Annotated in this window: 21 protein-coding genes; 13 read left to right on the forward strand and 8 right to left on the reverse strand. The window is 71.7% G+C overall.

Features of this window, described 5'->3' with window-relative positions:
* A complete protein-coding gene (locus BJY16_RS17815) occupies nt 1-1,227 on the forward strand; it encodes a GAF domain-containing sensor histidine kinase (protein ID WP_185040534.1) in 1,227 nt (408 codons plus the stop codon).
* A gap of 3 nt (nt 1,228-1,230) precedes the next feature.
* Here BJY16_RS17815 and BJY16_RS17820 read toward each other — a convergent pair whose 3' ends face one another.
* On the reverse strand, nt 1,231-2,028 hold the full coding sequence (locus BJY16_RS17820; protein WP_185040535.1) for an isocitrate lyase/PEP mutase family protein: 798 nt from the start codon (nt 2,026-2,028) through the stop codon (nt 1,231-1,233).
* Between the two features lie 9 nt (nt 2,029-2,037).
* Nucleotides 2,038-3,009, reverse strand: a complete 972-nt coding sequence (locus BJY16_RS17825) for an NAD(P)-dependent alcohol dehydrogenase (RefSeq protein WP_185040536.1) — start codon at nt 3,007-3,009, stop codon at nt 2,038-2,040.
* Between the two features lie 96 nt (nt 3,010-3,105).
* Between BJY16_RS17825 and BJY16_RS17830 the strand changes: the two genes are divergently transcribed.
* Nucleotides 3,106-3,771: a TetR/AcrR family transcriptional regulator gene (locus BJY16_RS17830; protein ID WP_203759053.1), complete on the forward strand. Its 666-nt coding sequence runs from the start codon at nt 3,106-3,108 to the stop codon at nt 3,769-3,771.
* Nucleotides 3,772-3,843: 72 nt separating this feature from the next.
* Here BJY16_RS17830 and BJY16_RS17835 read toward each other — a convergent pair whose 3' ends face one another.
* Nucleotides 3,844-4,032 carry a hypothetical protein gene (locus BJY16_RS17835; RefSeq protein WP_185040537.1) on the reverse strand — a complete coding sequence of 63 codons (189 nt, stop codon included), beginning with the start codon at nt 4,030-4,032 and terminating at the stop codon, nt 3,844-3,846.
* A gap of 218 nt (nt 4,033-4,250) precedes the next feature.
* Between BJY16_RS17835 and BJY16_RS17840 the strand changes: the two genes are divergently transcribed.
* Nucleotides 4,251-4,757, forward strand: coding sequence for an FBP domain-containing protein (locus tag BJY16_RS17840; RefSeq protein WP_185040538.1), 507 nt, complete (start codon nt 4,251-4,253; stop codon nt 4,755-4,757).
* A gap of 338 nt (nt 4,758-5,095) precedes the next feature.
* On the opposite strand, the gene BJY16_RS17845 is transcribed toward BJY16_RS17840, so the two are convergent.
* The 3 genes from BJY16_RS17845 to BJY16_RS17855 are packed head-to-tail and all read right to left on the reverse strand — an operon-like array spanning nt 5,096 to nt 7,436.
* Complete coding sequence (locus tag BJY16_RS17845; protein WP_239177522.1) at nt 5,096-5,674, reverse strand: hypothetical protein; 579 nt, start codon at nt 5,672-5,674, stop codon at nt 5,096-5,098.
* A gap of 19 nt (nt 5,675-5,693) precedes the next feature.
* On the reverse strand, nt 5,694-6,887 hold the full coding sequence (locus tag BJY16_RS17850) for a GAF domain-containing sensor histidine kinase (protein WP_185040539.1): 1,194 nt from the start codon (nt 6,885-6,887) through the stop codon (nt 5,694-5,696).
* Between the two features lie 48 nt (nt 6,888-6,935).
* Nucleotides 6,936-7,436 (reverse strand): hypothetical protein, encoded by a 501-nt coding sequence (locus tag BJY16_RS17855; protein WP_185040540.1) that lies wholly within the window; start codon nt 7,434-7,436, stop codon nt 6,936-6,938.
* A 206-nt stretch (nt 7,437-7,642) separates the two neighbouring features.
* On the opposite strand from BJY16_RS17855, the gene BJY16_RS17860 reads away from it, so the two are divergent.
* From BJY16_RS17860 to BJY16_RS17875, 4 genes are all read left to right on the forward strand, one after another.
* Nucleotides 7,643-9,052 carry a family 2B encapsulin nanocompartment shell protein gene (locus tag BJY16_RS17860; protein WP_185040541.1) on the forward strand — a complete coding sequence of 470 codons (1,410 nt, stop codon included), beginning with the start codon at nt 7,643-7,645 and terminating at the stop codon, nt 9,050-9,052.
* Nucleotides 9,052-10,185: a family 2 encapsulin nanocompartment cargo protein terpene cyclase gene (locus BJY16_RS17865; RefSeq protein WP_221501992.1), complete on the forward strand. Its 1,134-nt coding sequence runs from the start codon at nt 9,052-9,054 to the stop codon at nt 10,183-10,185. The genes BJY16_RS17860 and BJY16_RS17865 overlap by 1 nt, the downstream gene beginning before the upstream one ends.
* Complete coding sequence (locus BJY16_RS17870) at nt 10,179-11,021, forward strand: geranyl diphosphate 2-C-methyltransferase (protein WP_185040542.1); 843 nt, start codon at nt 10,179-10,181, stop codon at nt 11,019-11,021. Before BJY16_RS17865 ends, BJY16_RS17870 begins: the two co-directional genes overlap by 7 nt.
* An 82-nt stretch (nt 11,022-11,103) precedes the next feature.
* Nucleotides 11,104-12,903 (forward strand): glycoside hydrolase family 15 protein, encoded by a 1,800-nt coding sequence (locus tag BJY16_RS17875; RefSeq protein ID WP_185040543.1) that lies wholly within the window; start codon nt 11,104-11,106, stop codon nt 12,901-12,903.
* Nucleotides 12,904-12,918: 15 nt separating this feature from the next.
* On the opposite strand, the gene BJY16_RS17880 is transcribed toward BJY16_RS17875, so the two are convergent.
* Nucleotides 12,919-13,194, reverse strand: coding sequence for an excalibur calcium-binding domain-containing protein (locus BJY16_RS17880; protein ID WP_185040544.1), 276 nt, complete (start codon nt 13,192-13,194; stop codon nt 12,919-12,921).
* Between the two features lie 393 nt (nt 13,195-13,587).
* On the opposite strand from BJY16_RS17880, the gene BJY16_RS17885 reads away from it, so the two are divergent.
* Nucleotides 13,588-14,574, forward strand: a complete 987-nt coding sequence (locus BJY16_RS17885) for an aldo/keto reductase (RefSeq protein WP_185040545.1) — start codon at nt 13,588-13,590, stop codon at nt 14,572-14,574.
* A gap of 8 nt (nt 14,575-14,582) precedes the next feature.
* Here the strand turns inward: BJY16_RS17885 and BJY16_RS17890 are convergent, their stop codons facing one another.
* On the reverse strand, nt 14,583-15,806 hold the full coding sequence (locus BJY16_RS17890; protein ID WP_185040546.1) for a pyridoxal phosphate-dependent aminotransferase: 1,224 nt from the start codon (nt 15,804-15,806) through the stop codon (nt 14,583-14,585).
* Between the two features lie 114 nt (nt 15,807-15,920).
* Between BJY16_RS17890 and BJY16_RS17895 the strand changes: the two genes are divergently transcribed.
* The 5 genes from BJY16_RS17895 to BJY16_RS17915 are packed head-to-tail and all read left to right on the forward strand — an operon-like array spanning nt 15,921 to nt 20,143.
* A complete protein-coding gene (locus tag BJY16_RS17895; protein WP_185040547.1) occupies nt 15,921-16,094 on the forward strand; it encodes a hypothetical protein in 174 nt (57 codons plus the stop codon).
* 58 nt (nt 16,095-16,152) lie between these two features.
* Nucleotides 16,153-16,635: a DUF6069 family protein gene (locus tag BJY16_RS17900; protein WP_185040548.1), complete on the forward strand. Its 483-nt coding sequence runs from the start codon at nt 16,153-16,155 to the stop codon at nt 16,633-16,635.
* Between the two features lie 12 nt (nt 16,636-16,647).
* Complete coding sequence (locus BJY16_RS17905; RefSeq protein ID WP_185040549.1) at nt 16,648-19,284, forward strand: cation-translocating P-type ATPase; 2,637 nt, start codon at nt 16,648-16,650, stop codon at nt 19,282-19,284.
* The gene (locus tag BJY16_RS17910; protein WP_185040550.1) at nt 19,284-19,730 is read left to right on the forward strand and encodes a hypothetical protein; all 447 of its coding nucleotides are present in this window, start codon (nt 19,284-19,286) and stop codon (nt 19,728-19,730) included. Before BJY16_RS17905 ends, BJY16_RS17910 begins: the two co-directional genes overlap by 1 nt.
* Nucleotides 19,727-20,143 carry an RDD family protein gene (locus BJY16_RS17915; RefSeq protein ID WP_185040551.1) on the forward strand — a complete coding sequence of 139 codons (417 nt, stop codon included), beginning with the start codon at nt 19,727-19,729 and terminating at the stop codon, nt 20,141-20,143. Before BJY16_RS17910 ends, BJY16_RS17915 begins: the two co-directional genes overlap by 4 nt.
* Nucleotides 20,144-20,145: the final 2 nt, after the last annotated feature.

Consider the following 20,145-nt stretch of genomic DNA (forward strand, 5'->3'; position numbering starts at 1 on the left):
ATGGCGGCCACGCGGATTGCCGGCGAGATGCTGGAACAGGAACGCCTTGCCGCCCTGCACGGCTACCAGATCCTGGACACCCCGGCCGAGGGCGACTTCGACGACATCGCGAAGCTCGCCGCGCAACTCTGCGACAAGCCGATCGCCATGATCAGCCTGGTCGATCAGCACCGGCAGTGGTTCAAGGCGCGGATCGGCACCGATCTGTGCGGCACTGCCCGGGACGACTCGATCTGCGCCCAGGCCATGTTCGGCGACGACGTCACGCAGGTCCCGGACGCCCGGCTGGATCCGCGGTTCGCCGGGATCCCGACGGTGGCCGGGCCGCCGTACATCCGGTTCTACGCCGGCGCGCCGCTGGTCACCCCGTACGGCCGGCCGCTCGGCACGCTGTGCGTCGCGGACGGCGAGCCCGGCCTGCTCACCCCGGCGCAGCGGGACGGCCTGCGGGCCCTGGCCCGGCACGTGGTCAATCAGCTGGAGCTGCGCAAGTACGCCCGGGACATGCGCAGCCTGAACGACCGGCTGCGGGACGCCGAGCAGATCAAGGACGAGTTCATCGCCCGGGTCAACCACGAGCTGCGCACCCCGATCACCTCGATCCACGGCTACCTGGAGGTGCTCGGCGACCCCGAGCTTCCCTCCGCCACCCGGGACGGCTTCCTGCAGCGGGTGCAGCGCAACTCCGACCGGCTGCTCGCCCTGGTCGACGACATGCTGCTGGCCGCGCAGGTCAGCGCGGGCAGCCGGGACTTCGAGCGGACCCCGGCCGATCTGGCCGTGCTGGCCCGCAGCGTGGTCGCCGCGAACCTGCCGCTGGCCGAGGCGAAGGGGCTGACCATCGACGCCGAGACGACCGGGCCGGTCTTCGCCGACGTCGACCTGCGCCGGATGGGTCAGGCCCTGGAACGGCTGATCCTGAACGCGGTCAAGTTCACCGAGACCGGATCCATCACGGTCATCGCCGCGACCCGCAACGGGCGGGCGACGCTGCTGGTCCGGGACACCGGGATCGGCATCAGCGGGGCCGACCAGCAGCGGGTGCTGGCCCCGTTCCGCCGCGGCGCCGACGCCGAGCGGGCCGAGGTGCAGGGGCTCGGGCTGGGACTGAGCATCGTGAAGGCGATCGCCGAGGGCCATGACGGCACGGTCACCATCGACAGCGGCCTGGGTCGGGGCAGCACGGTCGGGATCGAGGTGCCCGCGACGGGCCCGTACCCCAACTGATCCTCATCGGTCGCTGAAGGCGGCCTCGAGGTCCTCCTCGCGCAGCGCGCGAGTCCGGAAACCGGTGGTCCCGGTGGTCAGCAACTCGCGCGCCGCGTCGCGCAGGGCGCCATAGGCCGCCCAGGCCAGCGAGCCACCCGTGGAGACGCGGCGCACGCCGAGCGAGGCCATTTCCGGTACGGCCGGAGCCCCCGCGACGGCCAGCACGTTGACCGGAGCGGCCACCTCGGCGACCACCCGGCCGATCTCGGCGGGAGTGCGCAGCCCCGGCGCGTAGACCACGTCCGCGCCGGCCGCCCGGTAGGCCCGCAGCCGGGCGACCGTGTCGTCGAGATCGTCGTGCCCGTAGAGATGGTTCTCCGCGCGGGCGGTCAGCACGATCCCGTGCCGGGCGCAGGCCTCGGCCGCCGCGGCCACCCGCTCCGCCCCGGTCTCCAGCGTCTCGATCCGGTCGGTGGCCGGGTCGTAGTCCTCGATCGAGATGCCCGCCGCGCCGGCCGCGGCCAGCAGGTCCACGGTCTCCCGGATCCCGGCCGCGGTCTCCGCGAAGCAGCGCTCGGCGTCCACGTTGAGCGGGATGCCGACCGCCGCGGTCAGCGCCGCCACGTGCGCGACCAGCTCGTCCCGGGTGACGTGCTGGTCCCGCTTGCCCAGGGTGGCCGCGAAGCCGGACGACGTGGTGGCCAGCGCCGGGAAGCCGAGACTCGCCAGCAGCCGGGCCGAGCCGGCGTCCCAGGGGTTCGGCATCACGAACGTGCCGCTGTCGTGCAACTCCCGGAACTGCTCGCGTACCGTCGTCATGGGGCGACCCTAGACGGTCAGGACCACCTTGGCGCGGGCGTGTCCGGTCTCCAGGTAGCGCATCGCGTCGGCGGCCTCGGCCAGCGGATAGCTCCGGTCGATCACCGGGGTCACCCGGCCGGATCCGGTGAGGTCGCGGAGGGCGTCCAGGGTGGCACGGCCCGGCGGGGGAGCGGGCAGCAGGATCCGCTGCCGGACGAACCGGGCGGTCAGCAGGGCCCGGACGACCAGCGGGAACGGGCCGAGGAGGCTGCCGCCGGTGGAGGTGCCGCCGCCGGAGAGCACCAGGACGCCACCCTTGCTGCGCAGGTCCGGCAGGCTGCGGTTGCCGACGAGGTCGAGCACCACGTCGAACCGATCCCCGGTCGCCACGAAATCCTCGCGCCGGTAGTCGATGACGTGATCGGCCCCGAGCTTGCCGACCAGCTCGACGTTGCGGGTGCTGCAGACCGCGGTCACCTCGGCGCCGATCGACTTGGCGATCTGCACCGCGAAGGTGCCGACCCCGCCGGACGCGCCGTTGATCAGCAGGTGCTGCCCCTCGGTCAGGCCGGACTCGCGCAGGCAGCCCAGCGCCGCGCCGGCCGCCAGCGGCAGCGCGGCCGCCTCGGCGAAACTCAGGTTCGCCGGCTTCGGCGCGACCAGCTCCTGCGGCGCCCGGACGAACTCGGCGAAGGTCGCCTGCAGCGGGCCGAGATCGGCGAAGACCGCCTCGCCCACCCGGAAGCCGGTCACGCCCGGCCCGACAGCGGCGATCTCGCCGGCCACGTCCCGCCCGCGGATGCTGACCCCCGGCCGGGTGAGGTGACGGGGGAGCCGCATCACGTACGGATCGCCGCGCATGAAGTGCCAGTCCCAGGCGTTCAGCGACGCCGCCCGGGTCCGGATCAGCACCTCGCCGTCGCCCGGTTCCGGAGTCGCCACCTCGGTCCAGCGCAGCTGCTCCGGGCCGCCGTACCGGTCCTGCACGATCGCCCGCATGGCCGCCTCCCTCTCCGGTGTACGGCGTACACCTCCGTTCCTCCGAGGGTAGGTGTACGGCGTACACCAGTCAATCGGCGGTATTAGGGTTGGCACGTGGATGTTGCCGAGCGGCGGGTTCCGCTCAACCGCGAACGCGTGCTGCTGGCCGCCGTCGACCTGGCCGACCGCACCGGGCTGGACGCGCTGAGCATGCGCAACCTCGCCCAGGAGCTGGGCGTCGTGCCGATGGCGCTGTACAAGCACGTGGCCAACAAGGACGAGCTGCTGGACGGCATGGTGGACACGGTGGTGGCCGGCATCCCGGCGGCGTCCCCGGCCGGCGACTGGAAGACCGCGGTCCGCGAGCGCATCCTCGGCGCCCGCCGGGCGCTGCTCCGCCACCCCTGGGCCTGGCGCGTGATCAACTCGCGCACCGATCCGACCCCGGCCATGCTCGCCCACCTGGACGCGGTCATCGGCCTCTTCCTGACCGGCGGCTTCACCCCGGACCAGGTGCACCACTTCATCCACACGCTCGGCACCCGGCTGCTCGGCTACACCCCGGAGCTGTTCAACGACGCCACCCCGCTCCCACCGGAGGCGCAGCTGGAGATGGCCCGCGCGATGGCCCCCCGCTTCCCGAACCTGGCCCTGATGGCCATGTCCGCCGCCCACGAGGCGGCCACCGTGGTCGGTTCCGGCTGCGACGACCAGTTCGAGTTCGAGTTCGCCCTGGACCTGCTGCTGGACGGCTTCGACCGCCTGCCCCGCCCGGCCTGACCGCCGGGTCAGCCCGTTCGCACCGTTCCCTGGCCCGGCTGCCGTGCCCCGCCGGACCGCCGGACCGCCGGGTCAGTCGCCGGCGACGGTGCCCTGGTCCGGGCAGTCGTCGGGCGCGGTGGTACCCGACGTCGGCTGCGCGCAGACCGGCTCCGCGTCACCCGACGAAGGGCATCCGCCCAGCGTCAGCCCCACGACGACCGCCACGCCACCGGCCACCACGGCGCGGCACACCCGCCGGAAGATCACTCGCGTCCCCATGGCCACATTGTCCGACGCGGCCACCTGTCCTGCTATCGGCGGAGAAGGCGCGGGATCCGTCGCCACCCGGCTCGACCGGCGTCCCTGGAGCGGTCGCCGAGGACAGGCGGGCCTCGGTCGTACCGGAAGGGTCTGGTAGGAAAAGCGGTGTGACGCCGGAAACGGCAAGGCCGGAAATCGGGTGACGCCCGCCCCGCCGTGTGCGAGGGTCCGACCCCATGGAACCGATCAGTGAGGCAACGATCCGAACCTCGTTCGTCAACTGCAGCAAGGGCGAGGCCTCCCGGATCAAGCTGCCCGCCGACTTCCGCGCCACCCCGTGGGCCGATCTGGACTTCTACGGCTGGATCGACCCGGCCGCCCCGCAGCGCGCCGCCATCGTGGTCCCGCGCGACGAGGGCCCGGTCGCCGTCCTGCTCCGCAAGGCGGAACGCACCGGCGCCGGCAGCGCCGCCCGCTCCAGCATGTGCCAGGTCTGCCTGACCGACCACGCGGCCGGCGGCGTCAGCCTGTTCACCGCCCCGCTGGCCGGCGCCGCCGGCCGCAACGGCAACTCGGTCGGCGAGTACCTCTGCTCCGACCTGGCCTGCTCCCTCTACCTCCGCGGTAAGAAACGGCCCAAGCTGCGCCTGGTCCGCTTCGAGGAGACGCTCACCCTCCCGGAGAAGATCGACCGGTCGCTGACCAAGCTGTCCGCCTTCACCTCCCGCATCACCGCCGCATAACCCGATTTCCGGTACGCCCGACGCGCCGTCCCGTGCGTGCCCTCCGCGAGGCCCGCTCCCGTCCGGGCCGCGCCCCGGCCGGTTGATCCCGGTAGGTGTCTCAGGGGCGCAGAGGCACCCGCTGACCCTCCCGGCGATGCGGCGCAGGCGCGCAGTGATCCGGCCACTTCCCCCTCCCCGCCCACCCAGGGGTCCTGCCCGAAGACAGTGTCGCGCGGATAGGCGGCCGCACCCGGGGCCGGCGTAGGGCGCTGCGCTGACCGAAGAAGGCGGCAGAGCCGGGCGGAGACGGCGTCAGGACGGCGGGCGAAGAAAAGGGCAGCGGGCGAAGAAGGGTGTCAGGGCACCGCGCCGAGCATCGTGAGGACCCCGGTGAACAGGGCGGTGGTGGCCACCGGGTCGAGGTGCTCGGCCTGCCAGCCGCGGGTGCGCACGCCCTGCAGCACGCCGGTCATCACGGTCCGCACGGTGCGCAGGGTGGCCGGGGCGAGCAGCACCGCCGAGGTGCCGTCGGCGTGCGCGGCGCGGGACGCCGCGCCGAGCGCGACCAGTGCGGCCGCCGCCCCGTTCAGGATCTGCGCCACGTGCAGGCGGTCCCGGTCCAGGTTGAAGGCGGCCACGTGGACGGCCAGGCCGAGCCCGGTCAGCAGCCGCCCGGTCTCGTCGCCGCTGAGCACGGCCGGCATGGTCGCCGAGTCGTCCTCGGCCGCCGCGCTGCCGTCGCCGAGCCCGGTGATCAGCTCGGCCGCCACGTCGGCCGGCACCCGCACCTGGGCCACCGGAACGTCCGGGAAGCGGCGGCGCAGCGCGGCCTCGACCGCGTCCCGGATGACGTAACCGGGGACCACCCGGTGCTGCTCGGCAAGCCGCCGCATGATCACCTCGACCAGCTCGTCGGGGGTCATCGGCCGCTCCATCCACCTACCGTATCGGGGCTCAGGCCACGGCGGGCAGGGTCACCCGGGCGGTGGTGCCGGCCGGGCCGCTGGTCAGGGTGAGGTCACCGAGGTGCGCGGCGATCGAGGCGCGGGCGATGGTCAGCCCCAGGCCGACGCCGGGAATGGCCTGGTCGCGTGCGTGCCGGCCGCGGAAGAAACGGTCGAAGACGTAGGCCAGCTCGTCCTCCGGGATGCCGACCCCCTGGTCGGTGACCTCCACGGTGGCCCGCGGCCCGGCGCTGACCCGGACCGTGATCGGCCGGTCGGCCGGGGTGAACAGCAGCGCGTTGCGCAGCACCTGCTCGATCGCGTGGGCCAGCCGGGCCAGGTCGGCCCGCACGATGATCTCCGGCCCGGGCTGCACGTCGATCGGCGCGGCGCGCAGCGCGGTGAGCGCCCGGCACGCGGTCACCGCGGCGGCCACCACGGTGTTCAGGTCGACCGGGCCGACCGGGGCGGGCAGCGGGGCGTCGTGCGGGCGGGTGCCGGAGAGGATGTGGTCGACCATCGCGACCAGCCGCTGCCCGTTGCGGTGGATCGGCTCGATCAACCGCCGGTACGCGGTCAGCTCCTCGTTCTCGCTGAGCAGCTCCAGGTACCCCTGGATGCTGGTCACCGGGGTACGCAACTCGTGCGTGATCGTGGCGACCAGGTCGTCCTCGCGCTGCGCCGCCCGGGCCAGGTGATCGCCGAGGTCGGCCAGCCGCATCCGGTTGCGGATCGCGGACAGGTGGGTGGCGGCCTGCCCGGCGAACGTGCTGAGCGCGTCCACCTGCCGGTCGCTGACCTCCCGCGGCACGTCGTCGATGACGCACATCGCGCCGAGCACGTGCCCGTCCTCGTCGATCACCGGGGCGCCGGCGTAGAACCGGATGTTCGGCGCCTCGATCACGTTGCGGTAGGACGAGAAGAGCGGGTGCGCGGTGGCGTCCGGGACGATCAGCGGGCGGCGGGCCGGCACCACCTGCGCGCAGAACGACACGTCGAGCGGGGTCTGCGCGTCGGCCAGCCCGATGCTGCCGGCGAACCACTGCCGGTCCCGGTCGACCAGCGAGACGGCGGCCATCGGGGTGTCGAACATGGTGGCGGCCAGCCGGGTGAGGTCGTCGAGCACCGCCGCCCGCGGTTCGTCCAGCACCCGGTAGGAGCGGAGTGCGGCGAGCCGGGCTTCATCGTGGACCTCGTCGCTCATAGCCTGACCATCGGCGCGACATCGGCGCGCCTGAGGGTCTGAGATCCGTCACACGGTGAACCAGAGCCGCATCCGGTCGGTGTGCCCGGACCAGGTGAGGGTGAGGTCCCAGCAGCCCGGCTCGGGGATCTTCACCGACGACGGCCCGGCCCCGTTGGGCAGCTCCTGGGTGGCGGTGAGACCGTCCAGCCGGACGCCGCTGATGGTCAGCGGGGCGGCCGTCTCGACCGGGAGCTTGGACACCCAGAGGATCTTGGTGCCGTCCACCGGGTCGGCTCGCGGCGGGGCGAACAGGATCGCCATCAGGCCGCCCTGGTCGCCGAGCCGGTGCGGGACACCGGACCCGTCGAAGTTGAAGCCGTCCCGGGCCCAGACCGGGAGGGCGTCGGTGCTGATCCCGGCGTTGCAGTCGGCCGAGGAGACGGCGGCCGCGGCGACCGGGGCGGCGGACGCGGCGGGCGGGGGCGCCGGGTCGGCGGCCGGGCCGGTGCAGGCGCCGCCGAGCAGCGCGACGACCACGAGCGTGGTGCAGGCGGCGAACGTACGCAAAGGAAACCACCTCCCGCCTGGCACTGTGGCACCCACCGCGACCCACGGACCAGCCCGGGCGCCGTGAGGCGCGCCATCTGACCGTCGGCGGCGGATCGGGAACCGAAGTGGCTGTGCAAGATCCGTGAAACCCGACAAAAACGTCAGATATGCGATAGAACGGCGATAAGTAGGCACGAGGGAACGCGACGAACGGGGCACGAGCGGTGGCTACTCCAACGCAGTCCGAGATCCGCGACGAGGAGCACGAGCACCGGCGCCGCAGCCTGAGCACCGCCGCGGCGCGGAACCTGACCACCACCACCAAGACCGCTCCGCAGATGCAGGAGATCTCCTCCCGGTGGCTGCTGCGGAAGCTGCCCTGGGTCCAGGTCGCCGGCGGCGCCTACCGGGTGAACCGGCGGATGACCTACCGGATCGGCGACGGCCGGCTCAGCTTCACCAACGTCGGCGCGCACGTCCGGGTCATCCCGGGCGAGCTGCGCGAGCTCTCCGTGCTCAGCGAGTTCGACGACGACGCGGTGCTGGCCGCGATGGCGGACAAGTTCGTCCAGCAGGAGTACCAGCCGGGCCAGGTGATCGTCGAGTTCGGCTCGGTCGCCGACCACGTCTACCTGATCGCGCACGGCAAGGTGAACAAGGTCGGCGTCGGCGACTACGGCGACCCGGTGAACCTCGGCGTGCTGGCCGACGGCGAGGCGTTCGGCGAGCAGTCGCTCACCGAGGACGAGCGGATCTGGGACTACACCGCCAAGGCGATGACCGCGGTGACCCTGCTGACCATGCCGCGGTCCGCCTTCGCCGAGCTGCTCGGGCACAGCGACCGGCTGCGCGCGCACGTCGAGCGGTTCCGGGCCAAGAACCGCCGGCCGCAGAACAAGCACGGCGAGGCGGCGATCGCGGTCGCGGCCGGCCATACCGGCGAGGCCACCCTGCCCGGCACCTACGTCGACTACGAGCAGGCGCCGCGGGAGTACGAGCTGAGCGTCGCGCAGACCATCCTGCGCGTGCACACCCGGGTCGCCGACCTCTACAACGAGCCGATGAACCAGCTGGAGCAGCAGCTCCGGCTGACCATCGAGGCGCTGCGCGAGCGCCAGGAGTACGAGATCATCAACAACCGCGAGTTCGGCCTGCTGCACAACGCCGACCTGCGGCAGCGGATTCACACCCGGAGCGGGCCGCCCACCCCGGACGACCTGGACGAGCTGCTCAGCATGCGGCGCGGCACGAAGATGTTCGTGGCGCACCCGCAGGCGGTCGCGGCGTTCGGCCGGGAGTGCACCAAGCGCGGCATCTACCCGCCGATGGTGGAGCGGGACGGCGGCACGTTCCTGTCCTGGCGCGGGGTGCCGATCCTGCCGTGCGGCAAGATCCCGGTGACCGAGACGCACACCACGTCGATCCTGGCGATGCGGACCGGCGAGGCGGACCAGGGCGTGGTCGGGCTGCACCAGACCGGGATCCCGGACGAGTACCAGCCGAGCCTGTCCGTCCGGTTCATGGGCATCGACGAGCAGGCGATCATGTCCTACCTGGTCAGCGCGTACTACTCGGCGGCGGTGCTGGTGCCGGACGCGCTCGGCATCCTCGATCACGTGGAGCTGTCGCACTGATGCTGCTCGCCGACCTGGGCAGGGAGATCCTGCGCGACCTGAGCGGGGCGCCGCCGGCCGATCTCGCGGCGGTGCTGACGGCCGTACCGAAAACTGTCGGTCTCAAGCCGAGCGGACTCGGCACCTCCGCAGCTCGCGCCTTCCTGCCCCCTCCCCAACCGACAGCAGAGCCGCGGCTCTTCTGCCCCGGCCCGGTGCGCGACGACCCGGCGCTCGGCGAGCAGGTCAACGAGGCGGTCGTGCGCTGGGCGGCGGAGGCCGGCATCTACCCCGGGCGCCTGGAGAAGCTGCGGGCGGCGAACTTCGGCCGGCTGGTGATGCTCACCCACCCCGCCACCGACGACCCGGACCGGCTGCTCGCCGCCACGAAATGCCTGGTCGCCGAGTGGGCGGCGGACGACTACTACGTGGACGAGGTGGCGCTGGGCGCGGATCCCGCGGTGGTCGGCTCGCGGCTGGCCAACCTGTACGCGGTGGTCGATCCGCCGGGCCTGCCGCGCGCCTACGCCGGCGACCTGACCCGGCACCACCGGGCCCGGCCGATCTCGGTGGCCTTCCGCGGCGCCCTGGACCACCTGTCCCGCTACACCACCGCGGCGCAGTTCGGCCGCTTCCAGCACCAGCTGGCGATCCAGTCGCTGGGCTGGGGCCAGGAGGCGGACTGGCACGCCAACCGGCGCACCCCACGGGTGTGGGAGTACCTGGTGCAGCGGCACCTGAACAGCTTCCTGCCGCCGATGCTGCTGATCGACGTGCTGGCCGGGTACGTGGTGCCGCCGGACGAGTTCCACGATCCGCGCACGCGTCGCGCCTTCACCACGGCGGGTACCGCCGCCGTGCTGGTCAACGATCTGTATTCGGCGAGCAACGAGTCCGATAACGATCACAATCTGCCGTCCGTGCTGGTAGCCACCGAGGGGCTGAGCCATCGGGACGCCGTGCTGCGCACCGTGGAGATCCACAACGAGCTGATGACCGACTTCGTGACCGCCGCGGCCGCGCTCGGCGCGACCGGGTCGCCGCAGCTGCGCCGGTTCCTGGCGGACACCTGGGCGTGGCTGGGCGGCAGCCGGGAGTGGCACGCGACCAGCGGCCGCTATCACTCGTCCGATTCAGGGGGAATCCTGTGTTAACCGCACCCGTGTCACCGCTGCGGACCGATTTCGAACGCTCGGTCGCCGCCTACTGGAACACCAACCGGGCCGACCCGGTCAACCTGCGGCTCGGTGAGGTGGACGGCCTCTACCACCACCACTACGGGGTGGGCGAGCCGGACTGGACCGTGCTCGACGGGCCCGGCGAGGGGGTGATCGCCGAGCTGCACCGGCTGGAGAGCGCGCAGGCCGACCTGCTGCTCGACCACCTCGGGCCGATCGAGCCGGGTGACGCGCTGCTGGACGGTGGGTCCGGACGGGGCGGCACCAGCATGATGGCCAACGCCCGGTTCGGCTGCCGGGTCGACGGGGTGTCGATCTCCGAGTACCAGGTCGGCTTCGCCAACGAGCAGGCCGCCCGGCGCGGGGTCGCCGACCAGGTCCGGTTCCATTTCCGGAACATGCTGGAGTCCGGGTTCGCCGACCGGTCCCGGCAGGCGATCTGGACGAACGAGACGACGATGTACGTCGACCTGTTCGACCTCTACGCGGAGTTCGCCCGGATGCTCGCGTTCGGCGGGCGGTACGTGTGCATCACCGGCTGCGCGAACGACGCGACCGGCCGGCGGTCCAAGTCGGTCAGCCGGATCAACGAGCACTACACCTGCGACATCCACCCGCGCAGCGACTACTTCAAGGCGCTGGCGGCGAACAACCTGGTCCCGATCACCGTGCTGGACCTGACCGCGGCGACCATCCCGTACTGGGAGCTGCGCGCCCGGTCGGAGGTGGCGACCGGGATCGAGGAGGCTTTTCTCACGGCGTACCGGGAGGGCAGTTTCCACTACCTCCTGATCGCCGCCGACCGGGTCTGACCACCCCGGCCGGATGCGCCGCCGCCGGGGGCCTCGGCCCCCGGCGGCGGTTTGTTTTCCCGCGTCGGGGTACAGGATCGGCATGGCGCTGCCGATCGAGGACTACGCGATCATCGCCGACACCCAGACCGCCGCGCTGGTCGGCCGCAACGGCTCGATCGACTGGCTGTGCGTGCCCCGGTTCGACTCCGGGGCGATCTTCGCGGCGCTTCTCGGCTCGGCCGACAACGGTCACTGGACCCTGAGCCCGGCGGGCGTGGTCACCACCCGGCGCCGCTACCGGGACGAGACGCTGGTGCTGGAGACCGAGTTCGAGACCGCCGACGGGGTGGCCCGGCTGATCGACTTCATGCCGCCGCGGACCGGCTCGCCGTCGGTGATCCGGATCGTCGAGGGGGTCCGCGGCCGGGTCGACTTCAGCATGGAGCTGCGGCTGCGCTTCGACTACGGCAAGGTCGTCCCGTGGGTCTACCGGGAGGGCGAGGCGCTGGTCGCGGTGGCCGGTCCGGACGCCGCCTGGCTGCGCACGCCGGTGGAGCTGCGCGGGGAGAACCTGACCACCAAAGCGGCCTTCTCGGTACGGGCCGGTGACCGCGTCCCGTTCGTGCTGACCTGGCGTCCCTCGCACCTGCCCGCACCCGAGCCGCTCGACCCGTCGCACGAGCTCGGCGTCACCGAGGGCTACTGGCGCGGCTGGGTGTCGGCGTGCACCTACGAGGGCGAGTGGCGGGACGCCGTGGTCCGCTCGCTGCTCACCCTGAAAGCGCTGACCTACGCCCCGACCGGCGGCATCGTCGCGGCCGCCACCACCAGCCTGCCGGAGAAGCTCGGCGGCGTGCGGAACTGGGACTACCGGTTCTGCTGGTTGCGCGACGCCACCATCACCCTGCAGTCGTTGCTCTACTCGGGCTTCCAGAGCGAGGCGATCGCCTGGCGCAAGTGGCTGCTGCGGGCGATCGCCGGCAACCCCGAGGAACTGCAGATCATGTACGGCGTGGCCGGCGAGCGCCGCCTCGACGAGTACCTCGCCGACTGGCTCACCGGGTACGACGGCAACCCGGTCCGGATCGGCAACGCCGCCGCCGAGCAGTTCCAGCTCGACGTCTACGGCGAGGTGATGGACGCGCTGCACCAGGGCCGGCGGGCCGGGCTCAAGGCCGACGACCCGTCCTGGGGGCTGCAGGTCAAGCTGATGGAGTTCGTCGAGGAGCACTGGCAGGACCCGGACGAGGGGATCTGGGAGGTGCGCGGCGGTCCGAAACAGTTCACCCACTCCAAGCTGATGGCCTGGGTGGCGGCGGACCGGGCGGTCAAGGCGATCGAGGAGTTCGGGCTGCCCGGGCCGCTGGAGCGCTGGGCCGGGCTGCGCTCCCGGATCTACGACGACATCCTGGCGAACGGGTACGACCCGGTGCGCAAGACGTTCACCCAGTACTACGGCTCCGAGGAGCTGGACGCCGCGATGCTGATGGTGCCGCTGGTCGGTTTCCTGCCGGCCGACGACGAGCGGGTGGCCGGCACCGTCGCGGCGATCGAGAAGCACCTGCTGGTCGACGGGTTCGTGCAGCGGTACACGCAGCACCCGGAGACCGAGGTGGACGGTCTGCCGCCGGGCGAGGGCGCGTTCCTGGCCTGCACGTTCTGGCTGGCCGACAACTACGCGCTGATGGGCCGGCACGACGAGGCCCGGGAGACGTTCGCCCGGCTGCTCGCGCTGCGCAACGACGTCGGCCTGCTCTCCGAGGAGTACGACACCGAGGCCGGCCGCCTGGTCGGCAACTTCCCGCAGGCCTTCAGCCACGTCCCGCTGATCGACACGGCCCGGACCCTGAGCAGCGCGCTCGCGCCGACCGAGGCCCGGGCCGAGGAGGGCCGCAAGTAGGCCCGGTCCGTCCGGTCAGCGCTTCTCGCAGGCCACCCCATCGGAGTCCCGGTCCATCTTCTTGTTCGCGTTGTAGAGCTTGGTGTTGACGTAGAACGTGGTGACCGGCTTCGTCGCGCCGCGCACCTTGTCCTTCGCGCCCTTCTTGCCGACGCCGTGCTTATACGCCTTGTTCAGCGCGGTGCAGTTCTGGTACGTCTTCACCGTGGCCGCCCCGGCCGGCGCGGCGAGGCCGGCACTGCCGCCCGCGACCAGCGCCAGCACGACCGCCCCGCGAATCAGGTTCCGCATTGGTCTCCTCATCGGTAACGCCTGGAGACACCATGCTGCCCGACCGATTCTGGTCACCCGATCCACTGACCGGCCGACCCCCCATCGGCACAACGTCGCGCGGATCGGCACCGGCCACTGGGGACGTGCGGCGACCGATAACCGACGGGTTAACCGGCGGTTCGATCTTTCGCGTTGTTCCCGGTGCCCGCGGGGACGATCGTGAGTGCCATGCGGGAGATCCGGATCGACATGGTGGTGGGGCGGCGCCGGGCGCTGGCCGGGGTGGCCGGGCTGGGGCCAATCATTCCGCTGGGGCCGCCGACGCCGGTGCGTGGGCGGCGGCCCGGAGCGGACCGGACCATCGGAGGGGTTCACGCTCGCCGGTGGGGGCGGCGTCCGTAGCGTGGGGGCATGCGGGAGAGAAGACTGGGAGACCTGGCGGTCTCGGCGATCGGGTTCGGCGCGATGGGGATGAGCCACGGCTACGGGCCGGGGCCGGACCGGGAGGCGAACATCGCGCTGCTGCGGTCCGCGGTGGAGCGCGGGGTGACGCTGTTCGACACGGCCGAGGTCTACGGGCCGTGGGTGAACGAGGAGCTGGTCGGCGAGGCGCTCGAGCCGTTCCGGGGGCAGGTGGTGATCGCCACCAAGTTCGGCTTCGTGATCGATGCGGACGGTCGGCAGCAGGCCGGGGTGGACAGCCGGCCGGAGAACATCCGGAAGGTCGCCGAGGCCTCGTTGCGCCGGCTGCGGGTGGACACGCTGGACCTGTTCTACCAGCACCGGGTGGACCCGGACGTGCCGATCGAGGAGGTCGCCGGCACGGTGCGGGAGCTGATCGCGGCCGGCAAGGTGCGGCACTTCGGGATGTCCGAGGCGGCGCCCGGGACGATCCGGCGGGCGCACGCGGTGCAGCCGGTCACCGCGGTGCAGAGTGAGTACTCGCTGTGGTGGCGGCGGCCCGAGGAGGAGCTGCTCGACACCCTGCAGGAGCTGGGCATCGGGTTCGTGCCGTTCAGCCCGCTCGGGCGCGGCTTCCTGACCGGCAAGATCGGGGCGGACACGGTCTTCGCGGAGAACGACATGCGCAACGGGCTGCCCCGGTTCTCGGCGGCGGCGCGCGAGGCGAACCAGGCGCTGATCGAGCTGATCGGGCGGATCGCGGCCGGCAAGGCGGCCACCCCGGCGCAGGTGGCGCTGGCCTGGCTGCTGGCCCAGCGGCCGTGGATCGTGCCGATCCCGGGCACCCGCCGGCTGGACCGGCTGGACGAGAACCTGGGCGCGGAGCGGATCGAGCTCACCGCGGCCGACCTGGCGGAGATCGAGACGGCCGCGGCGAAGATCGAGGTGCGCGGCGAGCGCTACCCCGAGCAGATGGAGAGGATGACCAACCTTTAGGGCAGGCCCTAAGCGACCGCGGCGCGGCGCGGGGAGTACTCCTTCTCCTCGTACTGCTCGGTCCAGCGGCGGCTGCTCGACTCCAGCGGGTCGGTGTCGTAGACCGACCGGCCGTGGAACCGCTGGGAGTAGTCGAGCATGCCGTCGACCAGGCGGTCCACGTCCGGCGCGGGGCGCACCACGAGACGCATGAACTGGCTGGTCATGCCGAGCTTGTTGCCGCACTCCCGGGTCATGATGCCGTGGTTGGCGACCAGGAAGTCGCGCAGCGCCACGCCGGACCACTCGGTCGGCAGCTTGACCAGGAAGAAGTTGCCCTGCGACGGGAAGACGGTGAGGCCCGGGATGCGCTGCAGCTCCCGGCCCATCGACCGGCGGTCGCGGCTGAGCAGGCGCAGGCTCTCCTCGTACTCCATCTCGTGCTGCTGGATCATGTGGACCACCTTCTCCGCGAGGGAGTTCAGGTTCCACTTCGGCAGCGCCTTCGCGATCTTGCCGGCGATCGCCGGGTTGGCCAGCATGTAGCCGAAGCGGATGCCGTGCAGGCCGAAGTTCTTGCCGAGCGACTTGAGCACCACGGTGTTCGGCCGGATCACCGCGTCCGGGCCGACCGACGGGTAGCGCTCGGCGTCCGAGAAGTCGATGAACGACTCGTCGATCACCACCAGGTCCAGGTCGCTGAGCTGGTCCATGAACCGGATCACGTCCCGCCGCGGCAGGTAGTTGCCGTCCGGGTTGTTCACGTTGCAGACCACCGCGACCCGGGACCGGCGCTCCCGGATGAACTCGACGTACTCCTCCAGGTCGAGCCGGAAGCCGTCGCGCTCCTGCAGCGGGAACATGTCCACCCGCTTGCCGGTCTCCAGCGGCTGGTCGGTCCACCGGCCGAAGGTCGGGATCGGAATCGCCAGGCTCTCCTTGACCAGCAGGTGGTCGATCCAGGTGATCAGCTCGGTGGAGCCGTTCGCCATCGCCACCGTCTGCGGGTGCAGGTTGAGCACGCTGGCCAGCTTCTTGGTGATGGTGGCCGAGTCGCTCGGGTAGTACTTCAGGATGCTCTTCAGCTCCCGGGTGAGCTCGTCGAACATCTCCGGGGTGGGGAAGTACGGGTTGCACGGGATGCAGAAGTCGACGATCTCCGCGCCGTCGCCGGCCGCTCTGGCCAGGTCGAAGTAGGACGCGCTGTGCGCTCCCTTGTGCAGGATCGCGGTGTCGATTCCGGTCCGTGCCACGGTGTCCTCCCGATGCCTCGGTGACGTTGCCGCACCCGGGTACGCGCCTCGGAGCCCGATCGTTCACACCATCGTTGATCCACCCGGAGGTTTAAGCCGGAGGAAAGGAACATCATGCGGGGGATCGTGCGTACCGGATTGATCGGATGTGTGGTGCTCGGATCGGTGACCGTGGCGGACGAGGCGCGCGCCCGGCCCGGCAGCGGGGAACCGGTGCGGGCCGTGCGGTGGACGGTGGACGGCGCCCACCGGCCACCGCTGCTCGGGGACCTGCGCGGGGGTCGCTGACGCTTTCACCCCCGTCGGATGAGGCGGTCATGGCCGGGGCCCGGCGATCCTCAGCGCCATGACCGTCGAACCTGTCAAACCCACTGTCAACGCCGGGAAGCTGTGGGCCGGCGGGGGCGCCACCGCGGCGGTGGCGGCATTGATCGCCATCGCCGGGATTCTGCTCGGGCGCGGAATCTTCGACGTCGACGTGCTCGCGCCGAAGGGCGAGGGCGCCTGGGGGGACGCCAGCACCGGCTGGTACGCCCTGGGCGCCGCCGGCGCCGCGCTGCTCGCCACCGGCCTGGTGCACGTGCTGATCCTGACCACCCCACGGCCGATGCGGTTCTTCGGCTGGGTGGTCGGGCTGGCCACCGTCTCGGCGATGCTCGCGCCGTTCGTCACCGACGCCAGCCGGGCCTCGCAGTTCTACACCGCCGGGCTCAACATGATCATCGGCATCGCGATCGGCTCGCTGGTCGCCGGCACCGCCCGGGCCGCGACCCGGCTGGTCCGCAGCACGCCGCCCGCGCCGCGGCCCTACCCGCAGCAGTACCGGTAGAGGGCGGCCGCGATGACCGTCACCTATCACGTGCTCACCGTCCCCGAAGCGCTCGAAGCCGAGCAGGTCGACCAGCAGCGGGGGTTGAGCACCGCGGAGGCCGAGGCTCGCCGGCAGAAGTACGGCCCGAACAAGTTCGCCGAGGCCAAGAAGGAGCCCTGGTGGCGCTCCTTCGTCCGGCAGTACGCCGACCCGATGCAGATCGTCCTGCTCGCCGCCGGCATCGGCAGCCTCTACCCGCTGAAGCAGTGGGGCACCGGCGTCATGCTGATCGCCCTCACCCTGCTGAACGCCTTCCTCGGCCTGCACCAGGAGGGCAAGGCGGCGGCCGCGATCGACGCGCTGCAGAAGATGATGATCATCAAGACCCGGGTGCGCCGCGACGGCAAGCTGGCCGAGCTGCCCGCCGAGGAGCTGGTGCCCGGCGACGTGGTGCAGATCGAGGCCGGTGACGTGGTCCCGGCCGACGGGCGGCTGCTCCGGGCGGCCACCCTGGAGATCGCCGAGTCGGCGCTGACCGGGGAGAGCCTGCCGGTCGCCAAGAACGTCGAGCCGCTCGAGAAGGTCGACGCCGACCTGGGCGACCGGTCCGACATGGCGTACATGAACACCAACGTGACCCGGGGCTCCGGCGAGCTGCTGGTCACCGCGACCGGGATGAACACCGAGGTCGGCCGGATCTCCGGGATGCTGCAGGCGGCCAAGGACGAGGACACGCCGCTCACCCGGCAGCTCGCCAAGCTGACCAACCAGATCCTCTACATCGCCGGGTTCGCGCTGCTCGCCTCGGTCGTGATCAACCTGGCCCGGGGCAACGAGTTCACCGTGGTGTTCACCGCCGCGGTCGCCTTCGCGGTCTCCGCCATCCCGACCGGCCTGCCGGCCGTGGTCACCACGATCCTGTCGCTCGGCACCCAGCTGCTCGCCAAGTCGAACGCGATCGTGAAGCGGCTGCGCTCCACCGAGACGCTCGGCTCCACCTCGGCGATCAACTCGGACAAGACCGGGACGCTGACGCTGAACCAGATGACCGCCATCGAGATGGCGATCCCGGGGCGGCGCTACGTGATCTCCGGGACCGGTTACTCCACCGAGGGGACGATCAAGCGGGTGGCCGGGGAGCCGGACACCCCGCTGGAGGAGTACCTGCTGCCGATGATCCTGGCCTCGGACGCGGTGATCGCCGACGGCGACATGATCGGCGACCCGACCGAGGGCGCGCTGGTGGTGCTCGCCGAGAAGGGCGGTCTGGACACCGAGGCGACCCGGCAGAAGTACCCGCGGGTGGCCGAGCTGCCGTTCGACGCCGCGTACAAGATGATGGCGACCTTCCACGAGATGTCCGGGAAGATCCGGTGCTTCGTGAAGGGCGCGCCCGACCAGATCCTGGCGCGCTGCACCGTCACCCCGGAGCAGCACGAACGCTATCTCGCCGAGAACGAGCGGCTGGCCGAGCAGGGCTTGCGGGTGATGGCCACCGCGCGCAAGGACTTCGACACCTTCGATCCGTCGGGCGACCTGCTGGAGATGCTGACCGACCTGGAGCCGCTGGCCCTGGTCGGCATCGTCGACCCGCCGCGCCCGCAGGCCAAGGCCGCGATCGAGGAGGCGCACGCGGCCGGCATCGAGGTCCGGATGATCACCGGGGACCACGCGATCACCGCCGCCGCGATCGCCGGCAAGCTCGGCATCCGCGGCCGGGCGATCACCGGCGCCGAGTTCGCCGCGATGGACGACGACGAGCTGGACCGGGAGATCGGCGGGATCGGCGTGATCGCCCGGGTCACCCCGGAACACAAGGTGCGCCTGGTCGAGGCGCTCAAGCGCAAGGGCCACATCGTCGCGATGACCGGCGACGGGGTGAACGACGCGCCCGCGCTGAAGAAGGCCGACATCGGCATCGCGATGGGGATCACCGGCACCGAGGTGAGCAAAGAGGCCGCCGCGATGATCCTCACCGACGACGACTTCGCCACCATCGTGAAGGCCGTCGAGCTGGGCCGGGCGCTCTACGCCAACCTGAAGAAGTACATCTTCTTCCAGATGGGCGTGCTGGCCGCCATGATCGTCACGTTCCTCGCGGCGAGCATCGGCAACATCGCGGCCGGCGTGCCGTTCGTGCCGCTGCAGACGCTGTGGCTGAACTTCACCACGCAGGTCTTCCAGTCCGTCGGCCTCGGGTACGGCAACGCCGAGCCGGACATCATGAAGAACAAGCCGCGCCGCTCCGACGAGCCGCTGCTGAGCAACCGGGTGCTCGGCTGGCTCAGCCTGCTCGGCGTGTTCATGGGTGTGATCACGCTGGTGGTGATCTGGTTCGCCGAGCGGGACAAGAACGTGGACGTCGCCCGGACCATGGGCCTGACCGCGTTCTCCCTGATGAACCTGATCTTCTCGTTCACCGTGCGCAGCGACGTCCGCTCGGTGTTCAGCCTGGAGACCTTCAACGACCGGCGCTTCGTGATCACCAGCGGGATGTCGCTCGCCGCGATCGTGCTGGCCACCGAGCTCGGCCTGTTCCAGCGGATCCTGAACACCGAGCACCTCGACCTCGGCCAGTGGGGGATCTGCCTGGCCGCCGCGCTCACCGTGATCGTGCCCACCGAGATCCGTAAGGCGGTGCTGCGGCGCCGGGCAGGAGGTTCCTGATGATGGGATTCATCCAGCTGGGAGATGTCGCCATCGGCGTCGCCTTCCGGGTGGGGGAGAAGAGCGCCGACAAACTGGCCGAGCTGCGCTCCCGGCTGGACAAGGAGAGCTTGCGTACGGCCGGCGAGGCCTGGGCCCGGTGGACCGTGTTCGCCGAGCGGGGCGCCGCGGAGCGCGAGCGCGGGGTGCGCGGCGCCCAGCGGGCGGTGGACGCCGCGGTCGAGAAGCTGGCCCACTCCAGCATCGTCGAGCGGGTGGTGGACGCTCAGCTGGACCGGGTGTTCGGGATCCTGGAGAAGGATCCGGACCGGGTCCGCGGGCTGGTCCGCGGCCAGCGGGACAGCATCGTCGGCGAGGCGGTCGGCCGGGTCCGGACCGTCGCCTCGGCCGGGGACAGCGCCGTCGACCGGCTCACTCTGCGGATGCGGCGCGGCGAGGCGCCATGACCGGGTACGCCGGGCTGGTCAGCCGGAGCTTGGCGTACCTGATCGACACCTTCACCGTCGCGCTCTTCGCCGGGGCCGGGGTGGCCGCCCTCGGGATGGTCGCCTCGGTGATCGGCACCCGCGCGCACCAGTTCGCCGAGGCGATCGTCTCCGGCTACCTGGTCTTCCTGCCGGCGCTGCTCGCGGTGTACTGCGCGCTGTTCTGGAGCCTGGCCGGGCGGACGCCGGGGATGGCGGTGCTCGGCGTCCGGGTGATCCGGGCCGACGGGCGGCCGGTGCGCTGGTTCGCCGCGCTGGTCCGCGGGCTGCTGCTGGCCTACCTGCCGATCCTGGCGCTCTGGCTGGTCGTCGACCGGCGGCACCAGGGCCTGCACGACAAGATCGTCCGGACGTCGGTCATCCGCCCTGGATGACG

This window comes from Actinoplanes octamycinicus, assembly GCF_014205225.1.
GTDB lineage: Bacteria > Actinomycetota > Actinomycetes > Mycobacteriales > Micromonosporaceae > Actinoplanes > Actinoplanes octamycinicus.

What these genes read in the sequence shown, in the direction of transcription:
- BJY16_RS17850 (WP_185040539.1), bottom strand. Translation starts at nt 6,887, where the DNA reads ATGAGCGACGAGGTCCACGATGAAGCCCGGCTCGCCGCACTCCGCTCC.
- BJY16_RS17865 (WP_221501992.1), top strand. Translation starts at nt 9,052, where the DNA reads ATGCTGCTCGCCGACCTGGGCAGGGAGATCCTGCGCGACCTGAGCGGG.
- BJY16_RS17840 (WP_185040538.1), top strand. Translation starts at nt 4,251, where the DNA reads ATGGAACCGATCAGTGAGGCAACGATCCGAACCTCGTTCGTCAACTGC.
- BJY16_RS17895 (WP_185040547.1), top strand. Translation starts at nt 15,921, where the DNA reads ATGCGGGGGATCGTGCGTACCGGATTGATCGGATGTGTGGTGCTCGGA.
- BJY16_RS17835 (WP_185040537.1), bottom strand. Translation starts at nt 4,032, where the DNA reads ATGGGGACGCGAGTGATCTTCCGGCGGGTGTGCCGCGCCGTGGTGGCC.
- BJY16_RS17875 (WP_185040543.1), top strand. Translation starts at nt 11,104, where the DNA reads ATGGCGCTGCCGATCGAGGACTACGCGATCATCGCCGACACCCAGACC.
- BJY16_RS17820 (WP_185040535.1), bottom strand. Translation starts at nt 2,028, where the DNA reads ATGACGACGGTACGCGAGCAGTTCCGGGAGTTGCACGACAGCGGCACG.
- BJY16_RS17900 (WP_185040548.1), top strand. Translation starts at nt 16,153, where the DNA reads ATGACCGTCGAACCTGTCAAACCCACTGTCAACGCCGGGAAGCTGTGG.
- BJY16_RS17905 (WP_185040549.1), top strand. Translation starts at nt 16,648, where the DNA reads ATGACCGTCACCTATCACGTGCTCACCGTCCCCGAAGCGCTCGAAGCC.
- BJY16_RS17915 (WP_185040551.1), top strand. Translation starts at nt 19,727, where the DNA reads ATGACCGGGTACGCCGGGCTGGTCAGCCGGAGCTTGGCGTACCTGATC.
- BJY16_RS17910 (WP_185040550.1), top strand. Translation starts at nt 19,284, where the DNA reads ATGATGGGATTCATCCAGCTGGGAGATGTCGCCATCGGCGTCGCCTTC.
- BJY16_RS17825 (WP_185040536.1), bottom strand. Translation starts at nt 3,009, where the DNA reads ATGCGGGCGATCGTGCAGGACCGGTACGGCGGCCCGGAGCAGCTGCGC.
- BJY16_RS17845 (WP_239177522.1), bottom strand. Translation starts at nt 5,674, where the DNA reads ATGGAGCGGCCGATGACCCCCGACGAGCTGGTCGAGGTGATCATGCGG.
- BJY16_RS17885 (WP_185040545.1), top strand. Translation starts at nt 13,588, where the DNA reads ATGCGGGAGAGAAGACTGGGAGACCTGGCGGTCTCGGCGATCGGGTTC.
- BJY16_RS17815 (WP_185040534.1), top strand. Translation starts at nt 1, where the DNA reads ATGGCGGCCACGCGGATTGCCGGCGAGATGCTGGAACAGGAACGCCTT.
- BJY16_RS17880 (WP_185040544.1), bottom strand. Translation starts at nt 13,194, where the DNA reads ATGCGGAACCTGATTCGCGGGGCGGTCGTGCTGGCGCTGGTCGCGGGC.